This window comes from Micromonospora sp. WMMD975 (assembly GCF_029581215.1).
Lineage (GTDB): Bacteria > Actinomycetota > Actinomycetes > Mycobacteriales > Micromonosporaceae > Micromonospora.
The window spans coordinates 363964-377317 of the sequence record NZ_CP120739.1; the positions used below are offsets into that span (position 1 = coordinate 363964).

Annotated in this window: 10 protein-coding genes; 6 read left to right on the forward strand and 4 right to left on the reverse strand. The window is 68.4% G+C overall.

The window, feature by feature from the left end; genetic code table 11:
* The first annotated feature begins 168 nt into the window (after positions 1-168).
* From O7613_RS01695 to O7613_RS01710, 4 genes are read left to right on the forward strand one after another with little or no spacing between them, the layout of a single operon-like run.
* Positions 169-1728 (forward strand): class I SAM-dependent DNA methyltransferase, encoded by a 1560-nt coding sequence (locus tag O7613_RS01695; protein ID WP_282291681.1) that lies wholly within the window; start codon positions 169-171, stop codon positions 1726-1728.
* Positions 1725-3215, forward strand: coding sequence for a class I SAM-dependent DNA methyltransferase (locus tag O7613_RS01700; protein WP_282291683.1), 1491 nt, complete (start codon positions 1725-1727; stop codon positions 3213-3215). Before O7613_RS01695 ends, O7613_RS01700 begins: the two co-directional genes overlap by 4 nt.
* A complete protein-coding gene (locus O7613_RS01705) occupies positions 3212-4375 on the forward strand; it encodes a hypothetical protein (RefSeq protein WP_282291684.1) in 1164 nt (387 codons plus the stop codon). Before O7613_RS01700 ends, O7613_RS01705 begins: the two co-directional genes overlap by 4 nt.
* On the forward strand, positions 4372-7302 hold the full coding sequence (locus O7613_RS01710; RefSeq protein ID WP_282291686.1) for a type I restriction endonuclease subunit R: 2931 nt from the start codon (positions 4372-4374) through the stop codon (positions 7300-7302). The genes O7613_RS01705 and O7613_RS01710 overlap by 4 nt, the downstream gene beginning before the upstream one ends.
* A gap of 42 nt (positions 7303-7344) precedes the next feature.
* Here the strand turns inward: O7613_RS01710 and O7613_RS01715 are convergent, their stop codons facing one another.
* Complete coding sequence (locus O7613_RS01715; protein WP_282291688.1) at positions 7345-7539, reverse strand: DUF397 domain-containing protein; 195 nt, start codon at positions 7537-7539, stop codon at positions 7345-7347.
* On the reverse strand, positions 7532-8413 hold the full coding sequence (locus O7613_RS01720) for a helix-turn-helix transcriptional regulator (RefSeq protein WP_282291690.1): 882 nt from the start codon (positions 8411-8413) through the stop codon (positions 7532-7534). Before O7613_RS01720 ends, O7613_RS01715 begins: the two co-directional genes overlap by 8 nt.
* Positions 8414-8616: 203 nt before the next feature.
* Here O7613_RS01720 and O7613_RS01725 point away from each other — a divergent pair, with 203 nt between their 5' ends.
* A complete protein-coding gene (locus tag O7613_RS01725; RefSeq protein ID WP_282291691.1) occupies positions 8617-8868 on the forward strand; it encodes a hypothetical protein in 252 nt (83 codons plus the stop codon).
* Positions 8865-10598 (forward strand): hypothetical protein, encoded by a 1734-nt coding sequence (locus O7613_RS01730; RefSeq protein WP_282291693.1) that lies wholly within the window; start codon positions 8865-8867, stop codon positions 10596-10598. The genes O7613_RS01725 and O7613_RS01730 overlap by 4 nt, the downstream gene beginning before the upstream one ends.
* A 21-nt stretch (positions 10599-10619) precedes the next feature.
* Here the strand turns inward: O7613_RS01730 and O7613_RS01735 are convergent, their stop codons facing one another.
* Together O7613_RS01735 and ilvD are read right to left on the reverse strand one after the other, a co-directional pair.
* Complete coding sequence (locus O7613_RS01735; protein WP_282291694.1) at positions 10620-11333, reverse strand: hypothetical protein; 714 nt, start codon at positions 11331-11333, stop codon at positions 10620-10622.
* A gap of 90 nt (positions 11334-11423) precedes the next feature.
* Entirely contained in the window at positions 11424-13271 is a 1848-nt protein-coding gene (gene ilvD, locus O7613_RS01740) for a dihydroxy-acid dehydratase (protein WP_282291695.1), read from the reverse strand.
* Positions 13272-13354 lie beyond the last annotated feature (83 nt).

Below are 13354 nucleotides of genomic sequence, written 5' to 3' on the forward strand. Positions count from 1 at the left end.
GGGCTCTCGCACGATCGGGTGAGCATCGCGTCGGATGGCGCGCCGGGAACATCCCGGTGCCGGGAATCCTTGCCAGTCGCCCATGCGACTACGGTGGACCGGCACGGATTCGTGACCGCCCGCGCACGAGGAGACAGCACCAAGCATGACCCATGACCGGACCGCGACATGACCGAGCGTTATGCGCGGGCTTCCGCGACACCCCGTGACACGCTCGCCATCCCGCTCAGCCTCTCCGAGCTGGAGCAGTATCTGGCCCGAGCCGCCGACCTGCTGCGCGGCAGCATCGATCAGGCGGACTTCAAGGCGTACATCTTCCCGCTGATGTTCTTCAAGCGGATCAGCGACGTCTACACCGAGGAGTACGAGCGGGCCCTGGCGGAGTCGGACGGCGACCACGCGTACGCGTCGTTCCCGGAGAACCACCGCTTCGGCATCCCCACCGGCAGCCTCTGGGAGGACGTGCGCGCCCGCACCGAGAACATCGGACAGGCCCTGGTGACCGCGTTCCGGGCGATAGAGAAGGTCAACCCGGACGTGCTGTACGGCATCTTCGGCAGCGCCGCCTGGACCAACAAGGACAAGCTGCCCGACGCCAAGCTGCGCGATCTCATCGAGCACTTCTCCACGCGGACGCTGAGCAACGCGGTCGTCGCGCCGGACGTGTTCGGGCAGGCGTACGAATATCTCATCAAGCGGTTCGCGGACCAGTCGAACAAGAAGGCCGGCGAGTACTACACCCCGCGCCCGGTGGTGAGACTGCTCGTCGACATCCTCGACCCGCAGGAAGGCGAGACGGTTTACGACCCGGCCTGTGGCACGGGCGGCATGCTCATCGAGGTCATCGAGCACGTGAAGCGCCAGGGCGGCCGACCGCAGACCCTCTGGGGCAAACTCTTCGGCCAGGAGAAGGTGCTTGCCACCTCCGGCCTCGCCAAGATGAACCTCCTCCTGCACGGCGTGCAGGATTTCAGGATCGAGCACGAGGACACGCTGCGTGCGCCGGCCTTCTTCGACGGCGGTCGCCTCACCCAGTTCGACTGCGTCATCGCCAACCCGCCGTTCTCTCTCAAGAACTGGGGCGACGTGGCGTGGGGCACCGACCCGTGGGGCCGCAACCGGCTCGGGGGTGTGCCGCCCAAGGGGTACGCCGACTGGGCGTGGGTCCAGCACATGATCGAATCCGCGGCGCCCGGCACCGGCCGGGTGGCCGTCGTACTCCCGCAGGGTGCGCTGTTTCGCCAGGGCGCCGAGGGGCGCATCCGCGAGTTCGTGCTCAAGGCGGACCTGGTCGAGGCTGTGATCGGCCTCGCGCCGAACCTCTTCTACGGCACCGGCCTGGCCGCGTCCGTGTTGATCCTGCGTCGGCGGAAGGCCGAAGAGCGCGCGGGCCGGGTGCTGTTCGTCAACGGCGAGACGCTGTTCCGGCGTGGCCGTAACCAGAACACGCTCGAACCCGAGCACGCCGACACGCTGCTGCGGACCGTTCAGGAATTCACCGACGCATCCGGCCTGGCGGCGGTCGCCACGCTCGACGACATCAAGGCCAACGGATTCAACCTCAACATCCCGCTGTACGTCGCGCCCGTCGACGACGGCGAGCAACGCACGTTGGAGCAGGCCCTGGCCGACCTCGAAGCGGCCCACGCCGCAGCACGCGAGACACGCGCCGCGCTGGAGGCCGAACTGGCCAAGTGGGGCCTCGGCCCGAAGGAGGTGACGGCATGAGCACCCGCATCACCCAGCGCGAGCTGGAGTCCTACCTGTGGGGCGCGGCCGTCGTGCTGCGCGGCCTCATCGACGCTGGGGACTACAAGCAGTACATCTTTCCGCTGGTCTTCCTCAAGCGGCTCTCCGACGTCTACGACGAGGAGCGCGCCGCCGCTCTGGCCGCCTACGGCGAAGAGGAACTGGCCGACCTGCCGGAGAACCACCGCTTCGCAATCCCCGACGGCGCCCACTGGCAGGACATCCGCGAGGCCGGGACCGACGTCGGCGCGGCGGTCCTGGCCGCCATGCGGGCGATCGAGGCGGCCAACCCGGACACCCTGACCGGCGTGTTCGGCGACGGCGAGTGGGGCAACAAGAGCCTGCTGCCCGACCGGACCGTCAAGGAACTCATCGAGCACTTCTCCACCAAGACGCTCTCGGTGGCGAATCTGCCGGAGGACGAACTCGGTCAGGGGTACGAATACCTGATCAAGAAGTTCGCCGACGACTCCGGGCACACCGCCCAGGAGTTCTACACCAACCGCACGCTCGTGCACCTGATGACGATGATGCTCAAGCCTGAGCCGGGCGAGTCGGTCTACGACCCGACCTGCGGCACCGGGGGCATGCTCATCTCCACCGCCGCCGAGCTGCGCCGCCAGGGCAAGGAGTGGCGAAACCTGAGACTGTACGGGCAGGAACTCAACTACGGGACGTCGGCAATCGCCCGGATGAACCTGTTCCTGCACGGCATCGTCGACGGGGACATCGCGTACGGAGACACGCTCACCAAACCCGCCTTCCTCGACGGCGGCCGGCTGCGCACGTTCGACGTGGTGCTCGCCAACCCGCCCTACTCCATCAAGGCGTGGAACCGGACCGCGTTCACCAACGACCCGTACGGCCGCAACATGTGGGGGGTGCCGCCGCAGGGGCGCGCTGACTACGCGTTCTTCCAGCACATCGCGGCCAGCCTCGATCCGGATAGCGGCCGGGCCGCGATTCTATTTCCTCATGGAGTGCTCTTTCGCCGTGAGGAGGCCGCTCTTCGGAAAAGTTTGGTGAGGTCCGATCTTCTCGAAGCCGTGATCGGGCTCGGAGCCGGACTGTTTTACAACTCACCCATGGAAGCCGTGGTCGTCACGCTGCGCACCACTAAATCTGCGAAGCAGCGCGGCCAGGTGCTCTTTATCAACGCGGTCAACGAGGTCGCTCGTGAACAGGCGCAGTCGTTCCTGTGCGAGCGGCATCAGGAGAAGATCTTTGCCGCGTACGAGACATTCGCTTGCGACGACGGCTTCGCCGCCGTCGCAAGCCTCGACCAGATCGCCAACAGGCAGTACAGCCTGGCGATCCCGCTATACGTTGCCCGCAACGCTACGGCTGATGAGGACTCGCAGAAGAGCGTGACGGAGGCGCTGGCCACGTGGCGAGGTTCAGCTACCGAGGCCGACACGTCGATTGACAGCGTGCTCGCACTGTTGCGGCAGAAGGCGATCCGATGATTCTCAACATGGACAAGAGTAGTTGGAAGCGCGTCACGTTCGGCGATGTGGTCCAGAACCTGAACAGCACTGTCAGGGATGCGAGAGCCGCCGGTATTGACCGCGTGATCGCGATGGAACACCTCGACCCCGGTAAGCTGAAGATCAGTCGGTGGGGCAGCATCGAGGACGGGAGTACGTTCACTCGCCGCGTCAAGCCTGGGCAGACCCTATTCGGTAAGCGCCGGGCTTACCAGCGTAAGGCTGCCTTCGCTGATTTTGACGCCATCACCTCCGGCGACATCCTCGTCTTCGAGGCAGACGCCATGCAACTCCTTCCCGAATTTCTGCCCTTTCTTGTGCAGAGTGATGGCTTCTACGAACATGCCCTGGGAACTTCGGCCGGCTCACTCTCACCGCGGACCAATTGGCGAGATCTAGCCGACTATGAATTCAGCCTTCCTCCCTTGGAGGAACAGCGGCACCTCGCCCGCCTCTTTTGGGCAGTCGAGCGGCATAGGTGCCGGTTGTCAGATTTGGTGCCCTTGCTCACTCGTGGTTACGATGGATGGCTGGTGGATCGGTTATCGAGCTTCCCTACCCGCCTCTTGGGGGAGGTTGTCGAGCTTCAGCAGGGGCGGCCAGTGCCGAGTGAGCTATACGGAAAGGGCGACTTTCCTCTCCTGCGACCTGGTGATATGAGGTCGTCGGGTCGCGTTGAATGGTCTGCATCGTCGGTGCGGATTCCTCAATCTTTTGCAGACAGCTATTCAAGTTGGATTTTGAGGCCGGGTGATCTGGTGATCAACATGACCGCTCAGTCTCTCGAAGGCCGCTTCCTTGGTCGTGTTTGTCGCATGCATGACGTCGCTCTTCTGAATCAGCGCATTGGTCGGCTTTCTTCGCGGCAGGTTAGTAAGGATTATCTTTTCGTCGCACTCCGTTCGCCCGAATTCTGTGAATGGGTAGCTCGTCGAAGCGAAGGCTCCAAGGTGCAGCACATGCATTGGCGGCACATCGAAGACTATCCGCTTCCTTGTCCTGACGATGCGACTCAATGCATGATCGCAAGCGAAGACGAGTCGTGGTCGGTCGCCTCGCGGGCCGTCGAGGCCGAGATGGCAAATGCGGCAAGGCTGCAAGCCAGACTGTCGGCCGAGATTTTCAGGAGGCCCGCGTGATCTTCAATGAGGCGAATACCGTTCGAGACCTCGTGCGGGACCTTGTTGAGTCGCTTGACATTCAATTCGTACCCGGCAAGGAGTTGCCGCGCAGGGAGGAGGAGGTGCTGCTGGAGGGACCCTTTAGGGCGGCGCTGGTCCGCCTGAACCCCGCCATCGAGGCTGACCCGCGACGCGCCGACGAGGTCATCTACCAGCTTCGGGCGATCATCCTGGCCGCCCGCCGTACGCCGAACCCGGTCGTCGCCAACGAGCAGTTCGCCGCCTGGTTGACCGGCCAGAAATCGATGCCGTTCGGCCCGGCCGGTGAGCACGTCACCGTTCGTCTCATCGACTTCGACAACCCGGATCCGAGCGCCAACCAGTGGATCGTCTCGACGGAGGTGACCTACCGGGTCGGGCGGGTCGAGCGCCGCTTCGACCTGGTGCTGTGGTGCAACGGCCTCCCGCTGGTAGTCGGTGAGGCGAAGTCGCCGGTCCGGCCCGCATACTCCTGGATCGACGCGGCGGCGCAGATCGACGAGGACTACGAGGTCAACGTCCCGGCGTTCTTCGTGCCGAACGTGTTCAGCTTCGCCACCGAGGGCAAGGATTTCCGGTACGGCTCGGTCGGTATGCCGGTCGGCCTGTGGGGGCCGTGGCGGGAGGAGACAGACGACGACGCCCCGGCGCGGTCCGGTCTGGCCGTGGTGCGGGAGGCGGTGGAGGGTGTGCTGTCACCGGCGGCGGTGCTGGACTTCCTGCGCTTCTTCACGGTGTTCGCCACCGACAAGAAGCACCGCAAGATAAAGATCATCGCGCGGTTCCAGCAGTTCCAGGCGACGAACCTGATCGTCGAGCGGGTGCTGCACGGGCGGATCAAGCAGGGGCTGATCTGGCACTTCCAGGGTTCGGGCAAGTCGCTGCTCATGGTGTTCACCGCGCAGAAGCTGCGCGCCATGGCGGGGCTGACCAACCCGACCGTGATCATCGTGGTGGACCGGATCGACCTGGACACCCAGATCACCGGCACGTTCAACGCCTCGGACGTGCCGAACCTCGTTTCGACCAACAGCCGCCGGGAGCTTCAGGATCTGCTGAGCACGGGTGCGCGGAAGGTCATCATCACCACCGTGCACAAGTTCGGTGAGGCGCCGGGCGTGCTGGACGCCCGCGACAACATCATCGTCATGGTCGACGAGGCTCACCGTTCCCAGGAGGGCGACTACGGCCGCAAGATGCGCGAGGCTTTGCCGAACGCGTTTCTCTTCGGCCTGACGGGCACTCCGATCAACCGCCGCGACCGCAACACGTTCATGTGGTTCGGGTCCACAAAGGATGAAGGCGGTTATCTGTCGCGCTACTCGTTCCAGGATTCGATCCGGGACGGGGCGACGCTGCCGTTGCACTTCGAGCCGCGCCTGTCGGAGATCCACCTCGACGAGGCCGCGATCGACGCCGCCTTCGCGGAGTTGGCCGAGCAGCACCGGCTCACCGAGGCCGACAAGTCGACGTTGTCCCGGCGGGCCGCCTCGCTGGAGTCGCTGATCAAGTCTCCGGGTCGGGTCCGCCGGATCGCCGAGGACATCGCCGAGCACTTCCGGGCCAAGGTCGAACCGCAGGGGTTCAAGGCGCAGGTGGTCGTCTACGACAAGGAGACGTGCGTCGCCTACAAGGCGGCACTCGACGACATTCTCGGCCCCGACGCCTCCACGGTCGTGATGAGCCGCACCGCTCGCGATCCCGAGGAGTGGAAGGAATACACGCCCGACCGGGATGAGTTGGAGCGCATCACCGCCCGGTTCAACGACCCGGCCGACCCGCTGAAGATCATCATCGTGACGGCGAAGCTGCTCGTCGGCTTCGACGCACCCATCCTCTACGCGCAGTACGTCGACAAGCCGCTCAAGGAGCACAACCTGCTCCAGGCGATCACCCGCACCAACCGCGTCTACCCGCCGAGCAAGACGCACGGCCTGATCGTCGATTATCTGGGCATCTTCGACAACGTCGCCAAGGCGTTCGCCTTCGACGAGAAGAGCGTCCAGCAGGTCATCAGCAACATCGCCGTGCTGAAGAACCAGCTCCGCCCCGCCGTCGAAGCGGCATTGGCCTTCTTCCCCGGCGTCGACCGGACCGTGGGCGGCTATGAAGGGCTCGTCGCCGCGCAGAACGCGATCAGCAGCGACGAGGCCCGCGACGCCTTCGGCGCGGCCTACAGCGTCGTCGCCCAACTCTGGGAAACCCTCAGCCCGGACCCGATCGTCTCGCCCTACGCCACCGACTACCGATGGCTCACCGACGTGTACGAGTCGGTGCGGCCCTCGGACATCGCCGGCCGGCTGGTCTGGCACACCCTCGGTGCCAAGACGCTGGAACTCATCAACGAACACGTCACCGTCGAGGTGCCCCGCACCGACCTCGACACGATCGTGCTCGACGCCCAGGTGATCGAAGACCTGATGACCGGCCGGCGGCCGGACGTCGACCCGGTCGAGGTCGAGAAGTGGATCACCGCTCGCATCGCCAAGCACAAGGGCAACCCGGCCTTCATCGAACTCGGCAAGCGGCTCGCGGCGCTGCGGGAGAAGTATGCCCACGCCCAGCAGGCCAGCCTGGACTTCCTCAAGGAGTTGTTCGCCCTCGCCCGCGACACCGTGGCGGCGGAGAAGGCCGCCGCCCAGATCCCCCGTGAGGACCAGGGCAAGGCGGCGCTCACCGAGCTGTTCCAATCGCTCAAGGGCAACGGAACGCCGGTCATCGCCGAGAAGGTCGTCGAGGAGGTGGACGAGGTCGTGCGGGCGGTGCGCTTCGACGGCTGGCAGGACACCCGGGACGGCGACCGCGAGGTCCAGCAGTCCCTACGCAAGGTGCTCTACATCAAATTCAAGATCCGCGACAACGACGTGTACGAGCGCGCCCTCGGCTACATCCGCGAGTACTACTGAACCCGGGTGCGACGGTCATCGCCCGCCGCACCCGAACTGCTGTCACTGAGCGCGCTTCGCCTGCGCGGTGAAGGCGGTCCAGGCAGCGGGGGCAAAGGTGAGGACCGGACCCACCGGGTCCTTGCTGTCGCGTACGGCGACCAGGCCGGGCAGGTCGTCGGCAACCTCGACACACTCACCGCCGTTGTCTCCGCTGCGGGTGCTCTTGCGCCATCGGGCACCGGTGAAATCAGCCATGGTGAACCTCCTCAACCAGCTTATGGATCAACGTCCTTGATTGTTCCGGATCCAACGCCAACAAGCTGAGGTTCTTCCACACTTTCTCGTACGTCGCGAACTCCTCAGGGCGGTCCAGGTAGAGCGCGCCCGTCAGGGACTCGCTGTAGACGACCGGAGGTTCCGGGGTGGACCGGGTACCCGGCGGAAACTCCAGCAGTACGAAGGCTCCTGCGACCGCGCCGAAGTGCAGGCCGGCGGCGAGAGGAAGGATTCGGATCGAGATACGCTGACGCTCGCTCATGTCGCACAGGTGATGAAGCTGTTCGATCATGGTTGCGCTGTTGCCCACGCCCTTGATCAGCACGGCTTCGGAGAGCACGACCTGAAGCACTGGTGGGGGCGGTAGGCGTCGGGCTAGCAGCTTCTGCCGTTGGAGGCGAGCCTCAACCAGCCGTTCCCGATCTTCTTCGGAAATCTCCAATTGGTGTTGGTAGACAGCCCTCGCGTAACTCCGGGTCTGTAGCAGGCCGGGAACCATGCTGTCGTTGAAGAAGCGAAGCCGGCCGGCGGCCTGTTCCAGGCTCACGTACAGCTCGAACCAGTCGGGGATGGCGTCGCCGTAGGCGTGCCACCAACCCTTCGCCTTCGTCTCGCTCGCCAAGGCGGCCAGTGCGCCGGTCAGTTCCGCGTTCGCGTCGTAGAGCTGGCACATCGCCCGCACATCCACCCCACGCGCCGACCCGAGGCCGCTCTCGATCCGCCACACCTTCTGCCGGCTGCACTCCAACGCCTCGGCCGCCGCGTCGAGCGTCACCCCGGCCTCGGTGCGCAACTGCCGCAGCGCCCGGCCGAGCTGTCGTCGCGGCACCGTGGAACCCATGTCCTCGGCCAACGCCCGCACCTCCGTCCCATTTTGCAACACTCGGAATACCCGCTCCGGAATGCATATCCGTTATGCAGAAATAAGTCAAGAATCGGGGCCGTAGAGCGTTGCGCCAATGCCAATAACGCCAGAGGATGACCAGCGCGAAAGCTCTGTCCTAGCGAAAATCGGAAATGGGAGTGGTGTTCTCGTGTACCTATTCTGGGAATCCCATGGGTGAGCGTTTCGTGGCACACCTGCCGTTCACCGCGTCCGACCTGTCCGCCGCCGGGCACTTCGCCGGCACGCTGGCCCGCTCGGTGAGCTTCCTGTCCGAGGTGGACGCCGGTGAGGTCACCGTCAGCTTCGAGGACGCGCAGGGCGTACGCCATCGGGTCTTCTGCGACCTGCCGCTGCCCGACCGCCGCCGGTGCGCCCGCCGGGTCGACCACGACGGGCCCTGCGCGCCGAGGCCGCCGCGGTGAGCGACGTGGTCGCCTGCCCGGCGTGCGGAGGCGCGGGCTGCCCGCGCTGTCGCCGGCGGGGTCGCCGCCGCGCACAGCTCCTGCTCACCGTCGCCAACCGGGACACCGGCGCGGTCGCCTCCCACCTGGTGACGCCCGCCGACCTCGACCCCCGCGCGAATGCGGCCGGCGACGCGGTGGTCGACCTGACTCCTCGGGTACGCGATCTCGCGTCCGCCGTCGCCGTCGTGCTCGATCCCGAGCCGCTGCGGGTACGCCTGCCGGCGGCCTGGCGGCCCGAACTGCCTGCCACGTACCGGTACGCCCTGGCGGCGGTGGCCCTCGCCGACGCGGCCCGCCGGCCGTGGCGGCTCTGGGTGGGTGGGTCCACCGCCCCGTGCCCGGTGGACCCCGGAGTCCGGCTCGCCCAGCTCTGCCACCTGGCCGACCTGCTCCTGCTCGACCTCGTGGTGACCGTCCGCCGGCAGGGCGACCGTCACGTGTGGACGGTCCGCTACGAGGTACCCGGCTCACCCGTCCGCACCGGGCCGGTGGAGGGCAGCGCCGACCTGACGGCCGCGCTGCTCCGCACCGACGCGCGGGCGGCCCTGGCCGGCCTCACCGATCGAGGGCTCACCGCGCCGGCCGGGCTGCTCGAACCCGGCCCCCGACGGTCCGGTCCGGCGAGCCCGACGTCACCCGGGCCGGTCGGCGAGGTCGCGCGCCGCGTCGTCGCCGAGCTGACCGATGGGCGGCCCGGCGCCCAGGCGGTGTGGCGGGACGGCGGTTGGTGGCACAGCGGCCTGCGGTACGCCGGGTCACCCGGCCGATCGACGGCGCGCGACCGGACGCCCCTGCGCCGGGTCACCGAGCCGCCCGACCCGTCCCGCCTCGGCCGGTCGGGAGTCGGGGCGTCGGACGTCTCGTCCCCGCTCGGCGGGTCGGCCCGCGGCCGGAGCCCCGCGGCGGTGCTTGTCACCGTCACCGACCTGCGGCACCGGGTGGTGCACCTGACCTGGCGAAGTGGCGCCCTGGAGGTCGCCCGCCCGGTGGCCACCACGCCGGACGGCCGGCCGGTGGTGCGGCTACCCGAGCGCTACCGGCTCGGGGAGTGGGCGCGTGTCTTCGGCGTACTCCCGGAGGACCTGGCGGAGGCGGACGGCGGTCACATGATCGACCGCGACCTGCGCGACGGATACGTCAGCCTGCCGTGGGTCGGGGCCGACCCGGTGGGTGAGTACGTGCGCCGGATCGGGGTCGGCCGGCTCGTCGTCACGGCCGCCCGCCCGGAGGTGCCGCCCCTGGTTGACGTTATCCGGCTTGTGCGTGGCCTGGACCTGGCGCTGCACGTCGGGGTGCTCGACCTGCGGCAGCACGCCGGGGACCCGCTGCGCCCGGACGGCCGGTGGTGGTCGGTGGAGGTGCGACCACGTGACGCCCCGGTGCACCCGGACGACCTGCCCACCCGGCCCAGCCTCGCCTCGGCGCTCGACGACTGCCTCACCCACCTGGCCGACGACCTGGGCGAGATGGTGCCGCCCGACCCGGACGAGTCGCTGCCGGTGCCCGGCTGGCCGGCGTGCGAGCCGGCCGCCGACCCGGTGTCCGCGTTGCTCCGGCTCGCCGCCCAGCACGCCGGCCGGGCGGTGACCCTGCGCCTCACCCGCGCCGGCCACACCGTGCACCGCCACGACGGTGGTAAGGAGGGGGCCCCGCTTAACGCATTCGGTATAGGCGGGGGCCCCTATTAACTCAGTTGGGCAGGGCGCAACTCAGTTGGGCAGGGCGGCCAGGCCGGCCAGCAACTCCCACCGCTCGGCGTCGGTGAGCACCGCGTACGCCGGCTCGTCGCGGCGGTCGGTGTCGGCCTCGACCGCCGCGCGCTCCGGCCCGTCGGGCAGCGCGCGGATCTCGTCGGCGGTCAGGTCGGCGGCCCGCCACGCGGCCCGGTGCGCGTCGGCACGATGGTGCCGCAGCGAGCCCAGCCGCGTCACCAGCAGCAGCGCGGGGGAGGCGCCCGCCGGCTCGTACGGCGGGGACATGGCCCGGAACGCCGGCCCGCCGGTGGCCTGACCGTGCGCCAGCACCCGGCCGACCAGGTCCGCGAGCCGCGGCACGATGGTCAGGCCGGGCAACACGCCGGGCAGCAGCGCCCCCCACAGCTCCTCGGCGGCCTCGCCGGTGGCCCGCTGCGCGAACAGCGTCAACTCCCGGCCCAGCTCGGTCAGGTGCCAGGCGCCCTCGTCGTCGCGGACGAAGATGCCCTGCTTCAGCTCTTTTTCCATGCTGCCGGAGGTGTAGACCAGGCCGTCGGCGAGCGCCTCGGCCGGCATCGGCCGGGCCAGTACCCCGGAGAAGAAGCTGTTCTCAGCGCCGAGGTCGCAGCCGCGCTCGGCGTAGAACGCCTCCATCCGGGGGCGGGCCGCCCAGCGGGCGCCCACGTAGACCCGGTCGATCGCCGGTCGGACCAGTCGTGCGTAACTCACCGTCGTCTCCACGTCGCCGGACCCTACCGGCGGCGGGTGTTAAGCGGGGCCCCCGCCTATACCGCAGGCGTTAAGCGGGGGCCCCTCCTTTCACTCCGGGACGCGGCGGTAGGCGCCGTCGCTGGCTGAGGTGGCCATCGAGGCGTACGCGCGCAGCGCGGCCGAGACCGGGCGCTGGCGGTCCGTGGGGGTGTAGGGGCGGTCGCGCTTCTCCTCGGCGACCCGGCGCGCCTCCAACTCGTCGGCGGGCACGTTCAGCTCGATGGAGCGGGCCGGGATGTCGATGACGATCTCGTCGCCGTCGCACACGAGGGCGATCAGCCCGCCGGAGGCGGCCTCGGGGGAGGCGTGTCCGATGGACAGGCCGGAGGTGCCGCCGGAGAACCGGCCGTCGGTGAGCAGCGCGCAGGAACGGCCCAGGCCGCGCCCCTTGAGGAACGAGGTGGGGTAGAGCATCTCCTGCATGCCGGGGCCGCCCTTCGGGCCCTCGTAGCGGATCACCACCACGTCCCCGGCGACGATCTCCTTGGCCAGGATGGCGGTGACCGCGTCGTCCTGCGACTCGTAGACCTTCGCCGGCCCTCGGAAGGTCAGGCACTCCTCGGGCACCCCGGCGGTCTTCACCACGCAGCCGTCCGGCGCCAGGTTGCCGTGCAGGATGGCCAGCCCGCCGTCGGCGCTGTAGGCGTGTTCGCGGTCCCGGATGCAACCGCCGGCGGCGTCGGTGTCGAGCGACGACCAGCGGTTGGTGGTGGAGAACGGCTCGGTGGTGCGCACCCCGCCGGGTGCGGCGTGGAACAGCTCGACCGCCTCGGGGGTGGCCGAGCCGCCCCGGACGTCCCAGTCGGCAAGCCACTGCTGGAGGCTGGGGGAGTGCACGGCGCGCACGTCGCGGTGGAGCAGGCCGGCGCGGTCCATCTCGCCGAGGATGGCCGGGATGCCGCCGGCCCGGTGCACGTCCTCCATGTGGTAGTCGGGCGAGTTGGGGGCGACCTTGGCCAGGCACGGCACCCGCCGGGAGATGGCGTCGATGTCGGCCACGTCGAAGTCCAGCTCCGCCTCGCGGGCGGCGGCGAGCAGGTGCAGCACGGTGTTCGTCGAGCCGCCCATGGCGACGTCGAGCGCGACCGCGTTCTCGAACGCCGGCCGCCCGGCGATCGAGCGGGGCAGCACGGAGGCGTCGTCCTGGTCGTACCAGCGCTTGGCGATCTCGACGGCGGTGCGGCCGGCCTCGACGAAGAGCGACCGGCGCGCGGCGTGGGTGGCGAGCGTCGACCCGTTGCCGGGCAGCGCCAGGCCGATCGCCTCGGTCAGGCAGTTCATCGAGTTGGCGGTGAACATGCCGGAGCAGGAGCCGCAGGTCGGGCAGGCCGAGCGTTCGATCTCGCCGAGCTGGTCGTCGGTGACCGCCTCGTTGGAGGAGGCGATCATGGCGTCGATCAGGTCGATCTTGGAGTGGACGACGCCCTCGACGGCGACCGTCTTGCCGGCCTCCATCGGGCCGCCGGAGACGAAGACGGTCGGGATGTTCAGCCGCAGCGCGGCGAGCAGCATCCCCGGGGTGATCTTGTCGCAGTTGGAGATGCAGACCAGGGCGTCCGCGCAGTGCGCGTTGACCATGTATTCCACCGCGTCGGCGATCAGCTCCCGGCTGGGCAGCGAGTAGAGCATGCCGCCGTGGCCCATGGCGATGCCGTCGTCGACGGCGATCGTGTTGAACTCCCGACCCACGCCGCCGGCGTCGGCCACCGCGTCGGCGACCAGGCCGCCGAGGTCCTTGAGATGGACATGACCTGGTACGAACTGGGTGAAACTGTTCGCGATGGCGACGATCGGCTTGCCGAAGTCGTCGTCGGTCATCCCGGTGGCCCGCCAGAGGGCCCGGGCGCCGGCCATCGTCCGACCATGGGTGGATGTCCTCGACCGCAGCTCAGGCATGGGTACCAGTCTGACACCGCCGGGCCGCCCGTTCCCACCCGCGCGTCCCGTGTCCCAACAGTTGCACACCCGGTGCCCCACGG